This is a genomic window from Amycolatopsis mongoliensis (genome assembly GCF_030285665.1).
Classification (GTDB): domain Bacteria; phylum Actinomycetota; class Actinomycetes; order Mycobacteriales; family Pseudonocardiaceae; genus Amycolatopsis; species Amycolatopsis mongoliensis.
Map to the genome: position 1 here is coordinate 7,097,596 of NZ_CP127295.1, position 20,034 is coordinate 7,117,629.

At 73.6% G+C, this 20,034-nt stretch carries 12 protein-coding genes and 1 pseudogene; 9 read left to right on the plus strand and 4 right to left on the minus strand.

Annotated features, from left to right (window positions below; translation table 11 throughout):
* Positions 1-190: 190 nt before the first annotated feature.
* The 7 genes and pseudogenes from QRX60_RS34155 (at position 191) to QRX60_RS34185 (ending at position 15,493) form a co-directional block, all read left to right on the plus strand.
* On the plus strand, positions 191-2,185 hold the full coding sequence (locus tag QRX60_RS34155) for an MMPL family transporter (RefSeq protein WP_285995554.1): 1,995 nt from the start codon (positions 191-193) through the stop codon (positions 2,183-2,185).
* On the plus strand, positions 2,182-3,570 hold the full coding sequence (locus tag QRX60_RS34160; protein ID WP_285995555.1) for an MFS transporter: 1,389 nt from the start codon (positions 2,182-2,184) through the stop codon (positions 3,568-3,570). Before QRX60_RS34155 ends, QRX60_RS34160 begins: the two co-directional genes overlap by 4 nt.
* 92 nt (positions 3,571-3,662) lie before the next feature.
* Positions 3,663-5,399, plus strand: a complete 1,737-nt coding sequence (locus QRX60_RS34165) for a fatty acyl-AMP ligase (protein WP_285995556.1) — start codon at positions 3,663-3,665, stop codon at positions 5,397-5,399.
* Complete coding sequence (locus tag QRX60_RS34170; protein WP_285995557.1) at positions 5,396-11,692, plus strand: type I polyketide synthase; 6,297 nt, start codon at positions 5,396-5,398, stop codon at positions 11,690-11,692. The genes QRX60_RS34165 and QRX60_RS34170 overlap by 4 nt, the downstream gene beginning before the upstream one ends.
* Positions 11,692-13,268 (plus strand): annotated as a pseudogene (locus QRX60_RS34175) (acyl-CoA carboxylase subunit beta). Before QRX60_RS34170 ends, QRX60_RS34175 begins: the two are co-directional and overlap by 1 nt.
* 11 nt (positions 13,269-13,279) lie before the next feature.
* Positions 13,280-14,248 (plus strand): alpha/beta hydrolase, encoded by a 969-nt coding sequence (locus tag QRX60_RS34180; RefSeq protein ID WP_285995558.1) that lies wholly within the window; start codon positions 13,280-13,282, stop codon positions 14,246-14,248.
* 30 nt (positions 14,249-14,278) lie between these two features.
* On the plus strand, positions 14,279-15,493 hold the full coding sequence (locus QRX60_RS34185; RefSeq protein WP_285995559.1) for a lipase family protein: 1,215 nt from the start codon (positions 14,279-14,281) through the stop codon (positions 15,491-15,493).
* A gap of 62 nt (positions 15,494-15,555) precedes the next feature.
* On the opposite strand, the gene QRX60_RS34190 is transcribed toward QRX60_RS34185, so the two are convergent.
* Together QRX60_RS34190 and QRX60_RS34195 are read right to left on the minus strand one after the other, a co-directional pair.
* On the minus strand, positions 15,556-16,215 hold the full coding sequence (locus QRX60_RS34190; protein ID WP_285995560.1) for a cutinase family protein: 660 nt from the start codon (positions 16,213-16,215) through the stop codon (positions 15,556-15,558).
* A gap of 172 nt (positions 16,216-16,387) precedes the next feature.
* Positions 16,388-17,053 carry a TetR/AcrR family transcriptional regulator gene (locus tag QRX60_RS34195; RefSeq protein ID WP_285995561.1) on the minus strand — a complete coding sequence of 222 codons (666 nt, stop codon included), beginning with the start codon at positions 17,051-17,053 and terminating at the stop codon, positions 16,388-16,390.
* 103 nt (positions 17,054-17,156) lie between these two features.
* On the opposite strand from QRX60_RS34195, the gene QRX60_RS34200 reads away from it, so the two are divergent.
* Positions 17,157-18,290 (plus strand): helix-turn-helix domain-containing protein, encoded by a 1,134-nt coding sequence (locus QRX60_RS34200; protein ID WP_285995562.1) that lies wholly within the window; start codon positions 17,157-17,159, stop codon positions 18,288-18,290.
* Between the two features lie 61 nt (positions 18,291-18,351).
* On the opposite strand, the gene QRX60_RS34205 is transcribed toward QRX60_RS34200, so the two are convergent.
* Positions 18,352-19,206, minus strand: a complete 855-nt coding sequence (locus QRX60_RS34205; RefSeq protein ID WP_285995563.1) for an SDR family oxidoreductase — start codon at positions 19,204-19,206, stop codon at positions 18,352-18,354.
* Between the two features lie 118 nt (positions 19,207-19,324).
* On the opposite strand from QRX60_RS34205, the gene QRX60_RS34210 reads away from it, so the two are divergent.
* Entirely contained in the window at positions 19,325-19,726 is a 402-nt protein-coding gene (locus tag QRX60_RS34210; RefSeq protein WP_285995564.1) for a winged helix-turn-helix transcriptional regulator, read from the plus strand.
* A 5-nt stretch (positions 19,727-19,731) separates the two neighbouring features.
* Here the strand turns inward: QRX60_RS34210 and QRX60_RS34215 are convergent, their stop codons facing one another.
* A complete protein-coding gene (locus QRX60_RS34215) occupies positions 19,732-20,019 on the minus strand; it encodes a hypothetical protein (RefSeq protein ID WP_285995565.1) in 288 nt (95 codons plus the stop codon).
* Positions 20,020-20,034: the final 15 nt, after the last annotated feature.

A 20,034-nucleotide genomic window follows, 5' to 3' on the forward strand; every position in this document is an offset into this window, starting at 1 on the left:
GGAAACGAGATTGGCAACTGCCGGATCTACGCCCGGACCGGGTTCTGTCATGCGGGGACCAACGACCGCGCGCGGTTTTGTCACCCGTCCGACAAACGGCGGAACACTCACGGCCGCAAGGGTTTCCGGAATGCGATTTGTGAGCCCGGCCCGTATCTTCGCGGGCCTTTCCGTAGTTAGCGTGATCACCATGACGGCCGTCGTTTCGTGGTGCTTCCGCCACTCCGGTGTGGTGGTCGCGTGGTGGCTGACGGCGCTGGCGGGGCTCGTCGCCGCCGTGCTGCACACCGGCGCGGACTTCCGCGACACGGTCGACCTGCCCACCGCGGACAGCACCGCCGCGGCCCGTTTGCTGCGCGGCACCGGCACCGAAGAACGCGTCGTCGTCCGCGCGCCGGACGGCCCGATCGACTCGGGCACCGGCCGCGCCCGGCTCGACGCCTTCGCCGCGCGGCTGGCGGCGCTCCCGCACGTCGTGGCCGTCGGGCCGCCGCCCGGCGAGGTGTCGGCCGACCACCGGACCGCGGTGCTGCCCGTCCGGTTCGACGCGCCGGCCGCGGACCTCGGCCAAGGCACGGCGGACGCCTTCGCGGACATCGTGCGGGACCCGGGCGGCCTGACCGCCGGAGCGTCGGGGGAGCTCTCGGCGATGACGGCGGCCGCGCCGGACCTGGGCAACGCCGGGATCGGCCTGCTCGCCGCGGCCCTCGTGCTGCTGGTCACGTTCCGCTCGGCGGCGTGCGTCCTGCTCCCGGTCCTCACCGCGTCGGTGTCGGTCGGCTGTGCTCTCGCCGTCGTCACGCTGGTGTCGCACGTCATGACCGTCCCGAAGATCAGCACCGAGATCGCCGCATTGCTGGGCCTCGGGGTCGGCGTCGACTACGCGTTGTTCGTGCTCACCCGCTTCCGGCAGGGACGCCGGGAAGGTGCGGACCCCGCGGCGGCGCTGGCCGTCGCGGCGGCGACGTCGGGCCGCAGCGTGGTCTTCGCCGGGATCACCGTGTGCGTCTCGCTGGCGGGCATGCTGACCGTCGGCCTGCCGTTCCTCGACGGGATCGCCGTCGCGGCCGCGGTTTCCGTGCTGCTCACCGCGGCCGCCGCGCTGACCCTGCTGCCCGCGTTGCTGCGGCCGGTGGCCGCGCGGATGCGGATCCCGGCGGAGGGGAGCGGCCGCCGGTGGGCCCGCCTGGCGCGTGCGGTGACCGGGCGGCCGGGCCCGTGCACGCTGGCCGCGTTGCTGGTCGTGGCCGTGCTCGCGCTGCCGATGACCGGGCTGCGGCTCGGGGTGCCGGACGCCGCCCTGGACCCGCCCGGCAGTGTCACGCGGACGGCCGCCGAACTGCTGCGCGACGCGTTCGGCCCGGGCGCCGGCGCGCCGCTACTGGTGACCGGCACAGGCGACCCGTCGCTGGGCACGCTCCGCGAGGCGCTGCTCGCCCGCGCCGATGTCGGGCCCCCGGCGACTCTGCCGGACGGCGGCTGGCTGCTCACGGTCACCCCGCGCACCGCACCCGACGACCCGGCCACCGGCGAGCTGCTGACCTGGACGCGGGCGATGGCCACGACCGTCGGCGGTCCGGACACCCACGTCGGCGGGCTCGTCGCGGCCCGGGCGGACTTCTCCGCGGCCATCACCGCGCGGCTGCCGCTGTTCCTCTTCAGCGTCGTCGGCATCTCGGTGCTGCTGCTCGCCTGGGTGTTCCGCAGCGTGCTGATCCCGCTGACGGCCGCGGTGATGAACCTGCTGACCGCGGCCGCGACGACGGGCGCGGTCGTGTTCGCCTTCGGCGGCCCGATCGAGCCCTACCTGCCGGTGTTCCTGTTCGCCGGGCTGTTCGGCCTGTCGATGGACTACGAGGTCTTCCTCATCGCGCGCATCCAGGAGGCGTGGCGCCGCCGCGGCGACACCCGGGCCGCGGTCGTCGACGGCGTCGCGGCGACCGGCCGGACCATCACCGCGGCCGCGCTGATCATGGCGCTGGTGTTCGTGGCGTTCGCCTTCGTGGACGCCCGCGTCGTGCGGGAGGCCGGGGTGGGGCTGACCGTCGCGGTGCTCCTCGACGCGGTCGTCGTGCGGTGCGTGCTGGTCCCGGCGGTGATGGCGTGGTTCGGCGAAGCCAACTGGTGGTTCCCGCGGCCCTCTCGCGCCCGGATCACCCGCGAGCCGGTGGGAAGTGCGCGATGACCCGGCGGACCCTGGTGCTGATCGCGCTCGGCGCGTTCGTCACGACCCTGGACAACACCATCGTCGCGGCCGGTGCACCCTCGATCGCCCGCGACCTCGGGCTGGACCTCGGGACGCTGCAGTGGGTCGCCCTCGGCTACATGCTCCCCTTCGCCGGGCTGCTCCTGGTGGCGGGCACCCTGATCGACCGCTGGGGCCGGCGCCCGGCACTGCTGGCCGGGCTGCTCGCGTTCGGGGTCGGCGCGGCCGCCGGCGGGCTGGCCGGTTCGGCGGGCCTGCTCGTCGCCGCCCGGGTGCTGCAGGGTGCGGCGGCGGCGTTCCTGGTGCCCGGCCTGCTGAGCCTGCTGCGGTCGAACCTCGACGCGCGGGGCCGGACGCTCGGTGCCGCCGTGTGGACGGCGTGCCTGGCCGCCGCGCTGGCGCTGGGCCCGGCGCTCGGCGGGCTGCTGAGCGAATACCTCGGCTGGGCCTGGATCTTCTTCGTCAACCTCCCGTTCGTGGCGGCGATGCTCGTCCTGCTGCCGGGGACGGTGCCACCCGGGCGCGACCCGTCGGCGCCGCGCCCGGCCGCCGGGGCGATGGCCGTCGTGACGGCGAGCCTGGTCCTGCTCACCGCGGCGCTCGTCGAACTGGGCGAGGCTCCCCGGACCGGGGTCGTCCTGCTGGCGGCGGGCGCCGCGCTCGGCGTGGGGTTCGTGCTGCGGGAGCGCCGGACGCGGGAGCGGCTGGTGCCGGCCGACCTGACCGGCAACCGGGTGTTCGCGGGCTCGCTCGCCGTGCAGGTGCTGTGGGGGCTCGGGATCTCGGGCATCGTCTTCTTCACACCTCTGCTGCACCAGGAGTTCCTCGGTCTCGACCCGGTGCGGGCCGGGTTGCCGCTGGCGCTCGTCGCGGTCGCGGTGGTGGCCGCGACGCCGCTGGTCCCGGGGGCGGTGGCCCGGTTCGGTCCGCCTCGGACGGTCGCCGCCGGGCTCGCCGTGGTCGCCTGCGGCCTGCTCGTCCTCGCCGTCGTGAACCACCTCCCGGCGGTTCCCCCGCGGGTGCCGGGACTGGTGCTGATCGGGGCCGGCTCGGCGTTCACGACGCCGTTGACGTCGCACGCGCTGGACGTCGTGGCCGCACGGCGGTCCGGGACGGCGTCCGGGCTGCTCACGGCGTCCCGCGAGCTGTCGAGTGCGCTGGGCGTCGCGCTGATCGGCGCCGTCCTGACGGCGGTCCGGGGGGTGCGGCTCGGTGCGGGCGCGCCGCCGGGAGGGGCGCTGGCCGCGGGCTACACCGCCGGCCTCCTCGCGGCGGCCGGGCTGACGTTCGCCGGCGCGCTGCTGGCCGTGCGCGTGGTGCGGAGCCCGACCTCGTCGCCGCGTGACAAACGCGCGGTGCCGTAATCCGTGTGCCGGTGAGCATCGGAATTCGCTTGATTGACAACCGCCGGGAAGCAGCTATTCACTGCGCCGGCAAACGCTATCTGCGAGGAGCCATGGAAACCATTTCCCAGCCGGTTCCCGTCACCGGGGAAACCACCGCCGACCCTGCGTCGCTGGCGACTCTGCTCGGCCGGTGGGCGCGCGTCCTCGGCGACGAGGTCGCCTTGACCTGTCTGGACCACCGCGACAGCGCGGACGGCCGGGCGGTGACGCTCACCTGGCGCGAGCTCGACGAGCGGGTCGGCACGGTCGCCGCGCGGTTGAGCGGGATCGCGCTCCCGGGGGAGCGGGCGGCGGTGCTCGCCGGGCAGTCCGCGGACTACGTCGTCGCGTTCCTCGGCGCGATCCGGGCGGGCCTGGTCGCCGTGCCGCTGTTCGCGCCCGGCCTGCCCGGGCACGCGGCCCGGCTGGCCGCGGCGCTCGCCGACTGCGCCCCACGGGCCGTGCTCACCACGACCGGCGACATCGACGCGGTGCACGCCTTCCTCGCCGATTCGGCGGCGCGGCCGGCCGTGGTCGCCGTCGACGCTCTCGCGCCGGCCGGACCGCGGGAATGGCCGCCACCGGATCCCGATGCCACGGCGTACCTGCAGTACACCTCCGGCTCCACCCGCTCGCCCGCCGGCGTCGTGCTGACCCACCGCAATGTCCTGGCCAACGCCCGCCAGGCGTGCACCGCCTACGGCGCCGAAAGCCGCACCACCTCGACCGTCAGCTGGCTCCCGCTGTTCCACGACATGGGCCTGATCCTCGGCGTCGGTGCGCCGATGGTCGGCGGCATGGCGTCGGTGCTGATGGACCCGCTGGCGTTCCTGGAACGGCCGTCGCGATGGCTGCGCGCGCTGTCGGCCAGCCCCGGCGCGATCAGTGCCGCGCCCAACTTCGCCTACGCCTACTGCGCTTCCCGCGTGTCCGAGGCCGAGAAGAGCTACCTGGAGCTGAGCCGGGTGGTCTCGCTGATCAACGGCAGCGAACCGGTGCTGCCGGCCACGATCGCGAAGTTCCAGGACGCCTTCGCCGAGTGCGGGCTGCGGCCGGAGGTCCACCGGTCGTCCTACGGGCTGGCCGAGGCCACCGTGTTCGTCTCCGTGTCGGACGCCGGGAAACCGCCCCGGCAGGTCACGTTCGACCGCGACCGGCTCGCCGCCGGGTCCGCGGTGCCGGCCGGCTCCGGTTCGACCCTCGTTTCGTGCGGTCGCCCGGCCGGGCAGCGGGTGCGGATCGCCGATCCCGTCACCGGCGAACCCCTCGCGCCCGGTGCGGTCGGCGAGATCCGGGTCAGCGGCCCGAACGTCGGCCGCGGTTACTGGGGGCGGCCCGAGGCGTCGTCGGCCACGTTCGGCCTGCCGCCGCTCGACCCGGGCACCGGCGAGGGCTGGCTGGCGACCGGGGACCTCGGCGTGGTCTTCGACGGCGAACTGTTCGTCACCGGCCGGCTGAAGGACCTGGTCGTCGTCGACGGCCGCAACCACTACCCGCAGGACGTCGAGCAGACGGTGGAGGAGCACGCGGGCGTCCGGCCGCACTCGGCCGCGGTCTTCGCCATCGGCACCGACGACGGGGAAGCCGCGGTCGTCGCGCTGGAACGCGCCAAGAACTCCGCCGCGGACGTCGCCGAAGTGACCGCCGCGCTGCGGGCGGCGGTGTCGGCCGGGCACGGCCTGCGCCTGCACGACGTCGTGGTCCTGGCGCCCGGGGAGGTGCCGCGGACGTCCAGCGGCAAGATCAGCCGGGCCCGCTGCCGGGAGTCCTATTCGGACGGCTCGCTGGCCGGGCGGCGGCTCGGATGACCACGACCGACGCGGTCCGCGCGTGGCTGCTCGCTCGGCTCGGTCCGGTGGACCCCGACCGGCCGCTGCAGGAGACCGGACTGTCCTCACGGGACGCGACGGCCCTCGCGGCCGACCTCGGGCAGTTCGTCGGCCGTCCCCTGGACGTGACCCTCGTCTGGCGGTACCCGACGATCACCGCCTTGGCCGAACACCTGTCCACCGGGCAGTCCCGGGCGGTTCCGCTGCCGGAGCGCCCGGCCGGGGAGCCGATTGCGGTCGTCGGCCTGGGCTGCCGGCTGCCCGGCGGGATCGACTCCCCGGAGGCGTTCTGGCGCTTCCTCGACTCCGGGGGCGACGGTATCGGCGACGTCCCCGAAGGGCGCTGGGAGACGTTCGCGCCGGCGTCGGACCTCGCCGGTTTGCCTTCGCGGGGCGGGTTCCTCGACGACGTCGCCGGGTTCGACGCGGAGTTCTTCGGCATCACTCCCCGCGAGGCCGAAGCGATGGACCCGCAGCAGCGGATCCTCCTGGAGGTCGCCTGGGCGGCGCTGGAGCACGCCGGCATCCCGCTGTCCGGCCTGCGCGGCAGCCGGACCGGCGTGTTCGTCGGGCTGTCGGCCACCGAATACGGCTCCTTGACGATGACCGACGTCGCGGGCGTCGACGTCTGGTCGGGCACGGGTGCCGCGGCGAGCATCGCCGCCAACCGGCTGTCGTACCTGCTCGACCTGCGCGGGCCGAGCCTGACGCTCGACACGGCGTGTTCGTCGTCGCTGGTCGCGGTGCACCAGGCGATGCAGAGCCTGCGCCGCGGGGAGAGCGAGATCGCGCTGGCCGCCGGGGTGAACGTGCTGTTGTCCCCCGGCATCACCGCGGGCTTCCACCGCGCCGGGGTACTGGCCGCGGACGGGCACTGCAAGCCGTTCGACGCGGGCGCCGACGGCATCGCGCGCGGCGAGGGCTGCGGGGTCGTCGTGCTGAAGCCGTTGCGGGCGGCCCGCCGGGCGGGGGACCGGGTGCTGGCGGTGCTGCGCGGCAGCGCGGTGAACTCCGACGGCCGGTCCAACGGCATGACGGCGCCCAACCCTTCGGCGCAGGCGGACCTGCTGCGTGAGGCTTGTGCGGAAGCCGGGATCGATCCGTCCTCAGTGGACTACGTCGAAGCGCACGGGACCGGTACCCCGCTCGGAGACCCGCTGGAGGCCGGTGCGCTGCGGACGGTGCTCGGACGCGAGGCCGAGCGTCCGCTGCTGCTGGGATCGGTGAAGAGCAACCTGGGCCACCTCGAAGGGGCGGCCGGCATCGCGGGGCTGCTGAAGGTCGTGCTGGCGATGACGCACCGCCGCGTGCCGCCGAGCCTGCACTTCCGGGAGCCGAACCCGCACATCGACTTCACCGGGCTGCGGGTGGTGACGGAAAGCACGGACTGGCCGCGCTATTCGGGCACGGCGCGGGCCGGGGTGTCGGCGTTCGGCTTCGGCGGGACGAACGCGCACGTGGTGGTCGAGGAGTGGCCGGCGGCGACGTTCCCGGTGCGGGTGACCGAGGCTCCAGGGCCGGAGGTGTTCGCGCTTTCGGCCCGGTCGGCGGAGGTGCTGCGGGCGCGGGCGGGCGGGCTGGCGGACTGGGTCGAGCGGTCGGACGTGCTGCTGGGGGCGGTGGCGTCGACGCTGGCTCACGGGCGCGAGCACCTGCCGGTCCGCGGCGCGATCGTGGGGGAGAGCCGCGACGAAGTGGTGGCGGGGCTGCGGGCGCTGGCCGCGGGAAGTGCCGTGGCCGGCGCGGAGGCCGGGAGCAGGTCCCCCGGCCTGCCGCAGCTTGTCGTGAGTGAGAAACAGTGTTCTGACCCGGTTTCTCACTCACGACCGTCCGCGGCGCCCCCGGGCGTGGTCTTCGTCTTCTCCGGCTACGGTTCCCAGTGGGCCGGTATGGGCCGCCGGTTCCTGCGCTCCGAACCCGCCTTCTGTGCCGAGGTCGAAGCGCTCGATCGCGCCTTCCTCGCCGAAGCCGGCTGCTCGCTCCGGGACCTGCTCGAGCGCGAACCCGACGACCTCGCCACCACCCAGCTCGCCCTCTTCGGCATGCAGCTCGCCCTGGCCGGGCTCTGGCGCGCCCACGGCGTCACCCCCGCGGCCGTCCTGGGGCATTCCATGGGCGAGGTCGCCGCGGCCGTCGTCGCCGGGGCGCTCGAGGTCGCCGACGGCCTGCGCGTCATGACCACCCGGGCCCGGCTGCTCGCCGAACTCGACCGGAGCGGGGACGGCGCCATGGCCGTCGTCGAACTCTCACCCGCCGAACTGGCGAAGTTCCCCGAGGTCACCGTCGCCGTCTACGCCTCGCCCACCCAGTGCACGGTCAGCGGCGCCGCGGACCAGGTCGACGCCCTCGTCGAGCACGCCGAAAGCCTGGGCAGGCTCGCCCGGCGGCTCCCGGTCGGCGGGGCCGGGCACTCAGCCGCCGTCGACGCCGTGCTCGACCGGTTCCGCCGCGAGATCGGCCCGATTCGGCCCAGGAAGCCGGAAATCCCCTGCTACACCACCGTTCTCGACGATCCTGAAGAGACACCCGCCTTCGACGTCGAGTACTGGGCGGCGAACCTGCGCCGTCCGGTGCGGTTCAGCCAAGCCCTCGCCGCCGCCGCGAAAGACGGGCCCACCGCGTTCGTCGAAGTGTCCCCGCACCCGGTGGCCCTCGCCGCCATCGAACAGACCACCGGCGAACAGGGCCTGCCGTCGGCGAGCCGGTGGAGCGACGAACGGACGGCCTTCCTCACCAGCCTCGCCCGGCTGCACGTCGGCGGCCGTCCCGGCACACTGGCCGCCCGTCCCCGGACGGCGCTGGTCGACCTGCCGGGCCCCGTCTGGCGGCACGAACGGTTCTGGCCGAAGCGGCGCACCCAGGCCCATGGGCTCCACCCGCTGCTGGGCGTCCACATCGAGCACCCGGACGGCCACCTGTGGCGGGCCGGCGTCGGCGTGGCGGCCCTGCCGTGGCTGTCCGACCACACCGTGCAGGGGACGCCGGTGTTCCCCGCCACCGGCTTCCTCGAACTGGCGCTCGCCGCCGGGCGCACCGGGCGGATCCGCGACCTCGAGCTGCGGGAAGTCCTCCCGCTCGACGAGCACACCGAGGTCACGACCAGTCTTGCCGGCACCGAGTTCGGCGTCCACGCGAAGTCCGCACAGGGCGAATGGGTCCGCCACGCCACGGCCCGGATCGAGACCGGCGGCGCGCCGTCGGCACCGTTCGGCGAGGTCACCGGCGAGCCCCTCGATCTGTACCGCGTCCTGTCCGAGCTGGGCCAGGACTACGGCCCGGCCTTCCGGGGCCTGCGGCGGGTGGTCGCCACCGAGGGCCGTGCCTCGGCGTCGATCGCGCTGCCCGCCGCCGATCACCCCGCCTACCTGCTGCACCCCGCCCTCGCCGACGCCTGCCTGCACGCGCTCGCCGCGGCCGTCGGGGACGCGGACGCCCTCTACTTGCCGCTCACGATCGGCGAGGTGGTGCTCGCCGGCGAACCGCGGCACGGCGTACGCGTGGACGCCGTCCTCACCTCGAAAGACCCCTCCGGCGACGGCCTGCTCGGCAGTGTCCAGCTCGTCGGCGCCGACGACGTCGTCCTGGTCGAGTTCCGCGACGTCTACTGCCGCCGCTTCCGCGACGCGGCCCTGGACCGGCTGCTGTTCGAGGCGGCCTGGCAGCCCGCCGATCTGCCCGCCGGGCCGGAGCGGACCGGCGACTGGATCGTACTGTCCGAAGTGGACGACGACCTCGTCACCGCCCGCCTCGGCGACCGTGCCGCACTGGCGAACCAGCTGCGCGACAGCGCCGCGACCGCCGTCGTGGTCCTGCTCGGCGGGGAAGCCACGCCGGACCCCGCGCGGGCCGCGCGGCTGACCGGGACCCTGTCCGCCGTCGTCGCCGAGCTGGCCGAACTGGCGACGCCGCCGAGGGTGTGGCTGGTCACGGCCGGGGCGCAGAGCGTCGAACCCGGCGAGCGCGGTGACCCCGATCTGGCCGCGCTGCGCGGGCTCGTCCGCGTGCTCGCCTTCGAACACCCCGAGCTCCGGGTGAGCGCGGTCGACTTCGACGCCGGCCCGGACCCGGCGCGGCTGTGGGCCGGCCAGCTACGCGACGAGGTCCGCGCGGACGGCCCGGACGACGAGGTCGCCTGGCGCGAGGGCGTCCGGCACGTGCGACGGCTGGTCCGCCCCGAGCCGGCCGACGCGGTGCGCGAGCCGGTCCGCGACGGCGCCTACGTCGTCACCGGCGGGCTCGGCGGCCTCGGCCTGGTCGCGGCGAAGTGGCTGGCCGATCGCGGCGCGACACGGGTGGTGCTGAACGGCCGGCGCGCGGCCCCCGCCCCGGGCCTGGGGATCGACGTCCGGGTGGTGGCCGGCGACATCGCCGCGCCCGGCACGGCGGAAGCGCTGGTCGCGGCCGCCGTCGACGACGGCGTGCCGCTGCGCGGGGTGCTGCACGCCGCCGGGGTGCTGGCCGACGGCGCCGCGATCAGCCTGGACACGGACGCGCTCGACGCCGTCTGGCGACCGAAGGCGCTGGGTGCCTGGCGGCTGCACGAGGCGACTGCCGGGCACGAACTCGACTGGTGGCTCGTCTATTCCTCGGCGGCCGCGCTGTTCGGCTCGCCCGGCCAGGCCGCGTACGCCACGGCGAACGCGTGGGCCGACGCCCTGGTCGCGTGGCGCCGGGCCCAGGGCCTCCCGGCGGCGACGATCGGGTGGGGCGCCTGGGGCGAGGTCGGCGCCGCGGCCGGGTCGCGCAACCCGGTGCTCGAACCGCTCGGCACCGGGGAAGCGCTGTCGGCGCTGGACACCGTCCTCGCGCGCGACCGCGCGGCGACCGGCGTGGCCCGCGTCAACGCCGCGACGGTGCTGGAGCTGTTCCCGCGGCTGGCCGACCGGCCGTTCTTCGGGTTGTTCGCGCCGCGCACCGGACCGTCTACTTGGGACGGACTGGACGCCCTGCGGACCGGCCCGCCGGAAGCCGCGCGCGCAGCGATCGCCGACCACCTCGCCGGGCTCGTCGCGGGCTTGCTGGGTTACACCGACGTCGAACGGGACGTGCCGCTCACCCGGCTCGGCCTCGACTCGCTGTCGGCGATGCGCGCGCGGGGCGCGGTGGAACGCGACTTCGGGCTGCCGCTGCCGATCCCGCTGCTCCTGCGCGGTGCCAGCCTGGCGGAGCTCGCCGGCCACCTCGCCGAGCAGGCCGGCTTCGGACCGGCGAAGGCCGAGCCGGTCACCGCCGGGCCGCGCGACCCCGCCGAGCGGTGGGTCGCCCGCCACTGGCGGGCCGAGCTGGGCGGCCCGGAACCCGGTGTGCACGACGACTTCTTCGCCGTGGGCGGCGATCCCGAGCGCGCGCGGCGGCTGCGGGCGGTGTTCGCGGAGCAGCTGGGCGCCGTGCCCGCCGTGGAGCGGCTGTTCGCCACGCCGACGGTCGCGGCGATGGCGGACCTGCTGCGCGCGGAGCTCGAAGGCCACGGCGGCGGCCCGGTGCGGTTGTTGCGCGACGGCGTCGGTGAGCCGGTGTTCCTGTTCCACCCGGCCGGCGGCCCGACGAGCGTGTACCGCGAGCTCGCCCGGCTGCTCCCGGAGGGGAACCCGGTGTACGGGTTCGAGCGGATCGACGACGAAGACACGGTCGAGGCCAAGGCCGCGTGCTACGTCGAGCTGATCCGGGAGATCCAGCCGCAGGGCCCGTACCGGCTGGGCGGCTGGTCGTTCGGCGGCTGCCTGGCGTACGAGACGGCGCGGCGGCTGGACGGGCCGGTCGAGCTCGTGTTCCTGATCGACACGATCCTGCCGCTGCCCGCGCCCGGGAAGCCGGCCGACCTGGTGCTGGACCGCTTCGAACGGTTCGCCGAGCACGTCTCGCGGACCTACGGCGTGCCGTTCGAGGTCCCGCGCGAGGCCCTGGCCGAGCTCGACGAGGACGCCCAGATCCGCTGGGTCCTGGACCGGCTGACCGAGCAGGTCCCCGACCTGGGTGCGGGCGTCCTGCGCCACCAGTACGAGTCCTATGTGGACGCCCGGGTGGCCGAGCGGTACGCGCCGGAGCGGTACGGCGGGCGGGTGCTGCTGCTGCGGGCGCAGGACCCGCACCCGCTGACGACGGCGCTCGACCCGCGCTACCTGCGCACGGACGACAGCTTGGGCTGGGACGAGTACTGCTCCGACCTCGAAGTGGCCCGCGTCCCGGGTGACCACGTGTCGATGATCGACCCGCCGCACGTGGCCGTGCTGGCGGCGGAACTGGCGGCGCGGCTCGGAGTGGGGGTGCGGTGATGGACGAGCTCACGCCGACGACGGCGTTCCGGATCGCCGACCTCGCGGCCAGACAGGACGAAGCCGTCCGGATCGCCGAGAAGCGGGCCGTCGACCGGCAGCATGCCAAAGGCAAGCTCACTGCGCGGGAACGGATCGGGCTGCTGCTCGACCCCGGTTCCTTCGTCGAGCTCGACCAGTTCGCGCGGCACCGGTGCGGCGAGTTCGGGATGGACGCCAACCGGCCCTACGGGGACGGCGTCGTCACCGGGCACGGAACCGTCGACGGTCGGCAGGTCTGCGTCTTCTCCCAGGACTTCACCGTCTTCGGCGGCAGCATGGGCGAGGTCTCCGGCGAGAAGGTCCTCAAGGTGATGGACCTGGCGCTGTCGCTGGGCTGCCCGGTCGTCGGGATCAACGACTCCGGCGGCGCGCGCATCCAGGAAGGCGTCGTCTCGCTGGCCTACTACGCCGAACTCGGCCGGCGCAACGCCCACGCGTCCGGGGTCGTCCCGCAGATCTCGATGATCATGGGCCCGTGCGCCGGCGGCGCCGTCTACGCGCCGGCCATCACCGACTTCACCGTGATGGTCGACGAGACCTCGCACATGTTCGTCACCGGACCGGACGTCGTGCACGCCGTCACCGGTGAGCGGGTCACGGCGCAGGAACTGGGCGGCGCGGCCGTGCAGAGCGAGGTCGCCGGCAACGCCCACCACCGGGCCGCCGACGAGCAGGACGCCATCGAGTGGGTGCAGACGCTGCTGGCCTACCTCCCCGCCAACAACCTCGACCCCGCCCCGGAGTACGCCGACGACACCAGCCCCGTCGTCACTCCCGCCGACCTGGAGCTCGACCGGCTGGTGCCCGACTCGCCGAACCAGACCTACGACATGGCCGAGCTGATCGTCCGGGTGGTGGACGACGGCGAGTACACCCAGGTGCACAGCGCCTTCGCGGCCAACATGATCTGCGCGTTCGGCCGGGTCCAGGGCCGCACGGTCGGCATCGTGGCGAACCAGCCGCGGCACCAGGCCGGCGTCCTCGACATCGACGCGTCGGAGAAGGCCGCGCGGTTCGTGCGCTTCTGCGACGCCTTCTCGATCCCGCTGCTCACCCTCGCCGACGTCCCCGGCTACCTGCCGGGCAGCGACCAGGAACGCGGCGGCATCATCCGCCGCGGCGCCAAGCTGATCTACGCCTACTCCGAAGCCACCGTGCCGAAGGTGACCGTGGTGGTCCGCAAGGCCTACGGCGGCGGCTACGCGGTGATGGGCTCCAAGCACCTCGGCGCCGACGTGTCCCTGGCCTGGCCCACCGCGGAGATCGCCGTGATGGGCGCGGAAGGGGCGGTGCAGGTGCTCTACCGGCGTGAGCTGGCCGAGCTTCCCCGGAGCGGCGGGCCGCGGCGCGAAGACGGCTCACCGAGGAGTACCGCAAGCGCCACACCGGGCCGTACCTGGCCGCCGAGCGCGGCTACGTCGACCAGGTCATCACGCCTTCGCAGACCCGGCTGCAGGTCGCGCGCGCCCTGCGGACCCTGCGCACCAAACGCCAGACCCTGCCGGCCAAGAAGCACGGAAACATCCCCCTGTGAAGGAGACTTCGATGAGAGCCACCCTGCTGCTGCTGGCCGTCGTCGTCCTCGTCGCCAGCGGCGTCACGGCCGCCCAGGCGAGCCCGGCCGTGGCCGACGACGGCGCGAAGGTCGTCGAGGAGACCTGGCTCGACGCCCGGACCGTCGACCTGAAGATCAGCTCGCCCGCCCTCGGCACCACCGGGATGGTCCGGCTGATCGTGCCGTCCGGGTGGGCCGCGCAGCCCACCCGCACGTGGCCGGTGCTGTTCCTGCTGCACGGCTGCTGCGAGCCCGTCGACTACAAGTCGTGGGACCAGTTCACCGACGTGAAGGCGTTCACTGCCACCAAGGACGCGCTCGTCGTGATGCCGACGGACGGTCCGGCCGGGATGTACACGAAGTGGTGGAACTTCGGCCTGTCGAGCACCCCGGACTGGGACACGTTCCACACGGCCGAAGTGCGCCAGATCGTCGAACGCGGGTACCGCGGCGGCACGCGCCGGGCGGTCGCCGGGCTGTCGATCGGCGGGTACGGCGCGCTCGCGTACGCCTTCCAGCACAAGGGGATGTTCGCCGCGGCGGCGTCCTACAGCGGGGTGCCGAACACGCTCTACCCGGGCATCCCGGTGTGGATCATCGGCATCCTGGCCCGCGCCGGGATCTTCAACTACCTGAACCTCTGGGGCGACTCCTTCGGGATGCAGCCGATCTGGTCCGCGCACAACCCCTACGACCACGTCCAGGACCTGCGCGGCACGGCGCTCTACATCTCCTGCGGCAACGGGCAGACCGGGCCGCTCGACCCGCCGGGGCAGAGCGACGTGCTGGAACCGTCGGCGCTGCTGTCGTCGCAGAGCTTCACCGACAAGCTGCGGCAGGCGGGCATCCCGGCGACCGTCGACTACTACGGGCCGGGCACGCACAGCTGGCCGTACTGGCAGCGGGCCCTGCACAACTCGTGGCCGGTCCTGGCCGGCGCGCTCGGCCTCCCCGCCTGAGCGTTTCCCCTTTCCCCGATGGAGGTTGTGGTGAAGTCTGTCCCTTTGCGACGCGTGCTGTCCGCGCTCCTGGGCGTTTCCCTGGCGGCGCTCGGAGTCGTGGCCGCGAGCCCACCCGCCGGCGCGGTGGCGGCGCCGGTCCTGCCCGGCCCGTTCGACGACTCGTTCTACACCCCGCCGTCGCCGCTGCCGGCCGGGAAGCCCGGTGACGTCCTGCGCTGGCGCCCGTCGGTGCCGCTGCTGAACGTCGCCAACGCCGACGCCTGGCAGGTCATGTACCTCTCGACCAACGCCCAGGGCCGGCCGGACGCGGTCACCGGGACCGTCCTGGTGCCGAAGGGCACGGACCCGGCGCAGGCGCCGATCGTCGGCTACGCCGTCGGCACGCAGGGGCCGGCGTTCAAGTGCACGGCGTCCAAGGCGATGGAGCGGGGCACGCTCTACGACCAGCCCGCCATCAACGACTCGCTCTCCAGCGGGTACGCCGTCGCCGTGACCGACTACGAGGGCTACTCGCCGACGACCGTGCCGACCTACATCACCGGGCAGTCCATGGGCCCCGCCGTGATCGACTCGGTGCGGGCGGCGCAGAACCTGCCGGCCGCGCGGCTGGCCAAGTCGGCGAAAGTGATCTTCCAGGGGTACTCGCAGGGCGGCGGCGGATCGATGTGGGCGGGGGAGAAGCAGCCTGCTTATGCGCCGGAACTCGACGTGGTGGGCGTCGTCGCGGGCGGCGTGCCGGCCGATCTGGCCGAGGTCGCCAAGGGACTCGACGGGTACATCGGGTTCGGGTTCCTCGCGTTCGCCGCCGTCGGGCTCGATGCCGCGTACCCGGACCTGAAGCTCGATTCGTTCCTCAACGACACCGGCCGTCAGCAATTGGGCGATGCCAAGAAGAACGCTTGTGTCGCGGAACTGCTGCTGAACTACTCGTTCAAGAAGATCAGCGACTACACGACGACCAACCCGCTGAACACGCCGCAGTGGCAGGCCCGGCTGGCGCAGAACAAGCTGGGCGCGAACCCGCCGCGGGTGCCGGTGTTCCAGTACCACGCGAGCACCGACGAGATCGTCAACACGCCGCAGGCCGAGACCTTGCACCGGGCCTACTGCGCGGCCGGGGTGCGGGAGCAGTGGCAGACCTACGTTTCCGACCACGCAACGGGGATTCTGGCCGGGAATGCCGACGCCCACCAGTGGATCGTGAAACGGTTCAGCGGGGCGCAGGCACCGTCGAACTGCTGAGGAAATGTAGTGAATGACTCATTCCTGTCGCCACACGACAGGAATGAGTCATTCACGTCGGGTCAGACCTTGCTCGCGGCGAAGGCTGCGGCGTCGGTGGCGTTTCCGCCGTAGCTCAGGTGGGCCAGGACGTTCGCGCCACCCGCCTGGCAGATCGGGTCGCCGTCGGCGCAGTAGTCCTTGGTGCGGCTCTGGTACGGGCCGGTCACCTGCCGGCCGACCGCCCGGATCGGGTTGCCGAACAGCAGCACCGCCGCGATCCGCGGGGCCAGCTCCGCCGGGATGGTCGCCACGATCGGGCCGCCGACGACCGCGCCGTCGCTGCTGACACCGAGCGAGTTGTCGACGACGTTGGCGCCCTGGGAGTAGCCGACCAGGACGAACCGCTGCTGCGGGCAGGCCGCGGCCTGGGCCTTGACGTGGTTCACCAGGTCGGTGTTGCCCTTCTGCACCGACGCCGGCTCGCCGAGGTCGGCCGGGTAGTTCACGGGGTAGCTGCTCAGCGAGCGGGGCCGCAGGGAGTTCTGCACGGCCTGGTAGACGGGATCGCCGACGATGAGGCCCAGCGTGCCGGGCTCGAACGTGCCGCGGGCGACCGGCACGTCGATGTCGGTGCAGGGCGCGGCCGACGCCGCCGGTGCGGTGGCGACGGCGAGCCCGGCCGCGGCGAGGCCGACCGTGACGGCGGCGGAAAGCAGACGGGACCTGGAAACGCGAGTCATGGATGATCACACCTCTGATGGCGAGAAACCGGAATGCCCGCAAGCGCTTTCCCGGAATGCGATTCCGGACGGGTCACGGCAGCGTCGCAGCGACCATCCGCCAGAGGCAAGAGCGGTTTTCGGCTAGTGCCGAGAATTGTTCAGCCGGTGACAAGCAGTCCGATGTGGACGCTCAGGTGGTGCACTGTCCGGCGTCGACGTGGTCCAGCAGGGCGGGGTCGAGGCCGCGCAGGGCGGCCATGACGAACCCGGTGGCCAGCTCGCCGGCCGCGATCGGGTCGACGCCGGGGGAGTGGGAGACGTGCATCGCGGCGCGGCCGACCAGGCCGACCATCATCGCGGCGAGCAGGTCCGCGCCCGGGCCCGGGGTGCGGCCGTGGGTGAGCAGGTGCTCGCGGACCCGGTCGACGACGTGCGTGGTGACGGTGTCGGCCAGGGCGCGGCGTTCGTTCGACATCTCGTCGACGGCGGAGTCGAACAGCATCCGGAAGCTCTCCGGATGCGCGCTCGCGTAGCTGAACATGGCCATCACGGCGAGCCGGACGCGTTCTTCGAGAGGGCTCGTGCTCGCCGTTTCGTAGGCGGTGAGCACCCAGTGCCGCACCGCGGCGACCTCCCGCCGCACGGTGGCGCGGAACAGGGCCGCTTTGTCGCCGAAATGCGCGTAGAGGGTCGGTTTGGTGGAGTCGGCGCGCTCGGCGATCAGCCCCATGGTGGCCTGGGCGTACCCGCGTTCGGCGAACACCGCGCGGGCGGCGTCGAGCAGCTCGTCGTCGGTGGGCCGGGCGGCCGGGCTCCGGCGGGTGCTGGATCGATCAGGGGAACGCGGCCGGCTCATGGAGGTGTACTGTACGGTCCCCGCTGCTTTACTGTCCGGTAAAGCACGCCGCCCTCGGGGAGGGAACCTGGTGTCCGGCGACGGTGCTCGGCAGCAAGTCCCGGTGACGGGAGAGGTGTTCGGGCGCGCGGAGCTGGCCGCGCTCATGCGGCCGGCGGTGCCGGCGCTGGTGGACTGGATCGTCCGGGAGGTGTGGCGCGAGGTCCCGGTGTACGCCCGGCACGGCAGCGTGACCCGCCACGGCGTCGAGTGCGCGGTGGTGCTCTTCGTCGATCTGGTCGAGGACCCGCTCGCCCCCCGCGATCGGCTGTACGAGACGTGCCGCCGTCTCGGCGCGGGCGAGGCGTACGAGGGCCGGACGCTCGACGACCTCCAGGTGGCGTACCGGGTCGGCTCGCGCGCGGGCTGGCGCTGGATCATGCGCCTGGGTCGGCGGCACCGGCTGTCGTCGGCGGTGATGGCGCGCCTGGCGGAGATGCTGTTCGGCTACGCGGACGAGCTGGCCCGGATGTCGATCCGCGGGCACCGCGAAGCGCAAGCGGAGCTGGACGGCACGCGGGCGGGCCTGCGCCGCCGCCTGCTGCGGCTGGTGACCGGGCCGGTGGCGGTGACGGACGCGGTCCTCGCCGAGCTCGCGGTGGCGGCCGGCTGGCCGGTGCCGGGCGAGGTGGCGGCGGTGGCCGTCGAGTCGCCGGTGAATCCGTCGTGGGGTCCCGAGGTGCTCGCCGACCTCGAGCCGCCCCAGCCGTACCTGCTGGTGCCGGCCCCGGTGGACGGACGGTTCGTCGCTTCTCTCGGCGTCCGGGCCGCGGTGGGCCCGCCGGTCTCCCCGACGGCCGCAGCACATTCCCTGCGGTGGGCCCGGACGACGTTGCGGCTGGTGGGCGACGGCGCGCTGCCCGACGCCCCGGTGACGTGGTGCGCCGAGCACCTGACGACGCTGTGGCTGCTCTGCGACTCGCCGCTGGCGGACCAGGTGGCCCGCCAGGAGCTGGCCCCGCTGACCCGGTTCCCGGACCGCACGCGGCGGCGGCTCGGCGAGACTTTGCTGTCGTGGCTGGAAAACGGCGGCAACTCGGAGAAGATCGCGGTCGACCTGTCCGTGCATCCGCAGACGGTGCGCTACCGCGTGCGTCAGCTCAAACAGGCCTTCGGGGACCGGCTGGACGATCCGGAGGCGCGGTTCGCGATGCAGGCGGCCCTGCGAGCCTCGGCGCTGCGATCCCGCGGCGCGTGAAAGTCCGTGAATGGCACATCGAGGGACTTCAAGTCCCTCGATGTGCCATTCACGGCTTCGGTCAGTGCTTGATGAGGGCGGTGACGGCTTCGGCCAAGGGGGTCGTGGGGCGGCCGATGAGGCGGCTCAGGTCGCCGGACGTCGAGGCCAGCTCGCCGTCGGCGATGCCGCGGTCCGCGTCGGCCAGCATGGCCGCCACCGGCTCGGGCAGGCCCGCGCCGACCAGGACCTTGCGGTACTGCTCGACCGGCAGGTCCTGGTAGGTGACCTGCGTGCCGGACGCGGCCGTCACCGCGGCGGCCAGGTCGGGGTAGCTGAACGGCTCGTCGCCGGCCAGCTCGTACACCTGGCCTTCGTGGCCTTCGCCGGTCAGGACCTCGACAGCCGCCGCCGCGAAGTCGATCCGCGGGACGGCGCCCAGCTTGCCCTCGCCGGCCGCGCCCGCGAACGACCCGACCGCGAGCGCCTGGGCGATCGTCTGCGCGTAGTTCTCGGTGTACCAGCCGTTGCGCAGGAACGTGAACGGCAGGCCCGACGCGCGGATGACCTCCTCGGTGGCCTTGTGGTCCGGCGCGACGAACAGCTTCGTCGTGTCGGCGGACAGGACGCTCGTGTAGGCGAGGTGGCCGACACCGGCTTCGCGAGCGGCCGTGACGACGGCTTCGTGCTGGGCCAGCCGCTGCCCGGGCGTGCTGCTGGAGATCAGCAGCACCTTGTCCGCGCCGGCGAACGCCGCGGCGAGGCTCGCCGGGTCGTCGTAGTCGGCGCGCCGCACCTGCACGCCGCGCGCGGCGAACTCGGCGGCCTTCTCCGGATCGCGCACGGCCGCGACGACCTTCGCGGCCGGGACCTTCTTCAGCAGGCCTTCCACGACCAGGCGGCCGAGCTGGCCGGTGGCACCGGTGACCACGATCATCTGCTTCTCCTCGCTGCTGGGCTGCTTACCAACAGAGTGTACTAACTTTGAGAAAGTGCAAACTCTTGGTGAGCATCCTCACCTGGGCTTCGGCGGCCGGCGAGGTACCGTTGACGTCATGAGCGAGGCGCCGGAGTGGCTGGACGAGCACGGGCAGGTGGTGTTCGACGTGTTCGCGCAGGCGTGCACGTCCCGGGCGACGCTCGAGCACATCACCGGCCGGTGGGGGATCCTCGCGATGGCCGCGCTCCACGACGGCACGCTCCGGTTCAACGCCCTGCGCCGGCGCGTGTCCGGCGTGAGCGAGAAGATGCTCGCCCAGACGCTGCAGGCCCTCGAGCGTGACGGCTTCGTGCACCGCGAAGCGCAGCCGACCATCCCGCCGAAGGTCGAGTACAGCCTCACCCCGCGCGGCCGCCGGACCGCGGCGCTGCTGCTGGCGCTCATCCAGGACGTCGAGGGGCAGATGCCCGAGGTCATGGAGGCCAACGCGAAGTACGACGCCGCGAAGCGCGACTGACGTCCTCAGACGGCCCAGGGCAGCCGCAGTCCTTCGATTTCGTCGTCGTTCAGCAGTGCCTCGATCAGCGCCGGAGAGCCGGTGACCTGGGTGCCCCGCAGGTCGTAGTCGGTGTGGTGGAGCCCGAGCGTCGCCGGGCTGTAGTAGGCCAGGCAGGGGGTCGCGGGGCCGGCGTGACTGTGGTCGGTCAGGACGCCGATCAGCCGCGTCCACGTTTCCCGGTCGAGGCTTCCCTCGGTGGGCGGGATGATGCCGAGCGGCCGGCTGCCGGCTCTCTTGGCCGAGGGAAACACCGGTGGCAGGGCAGG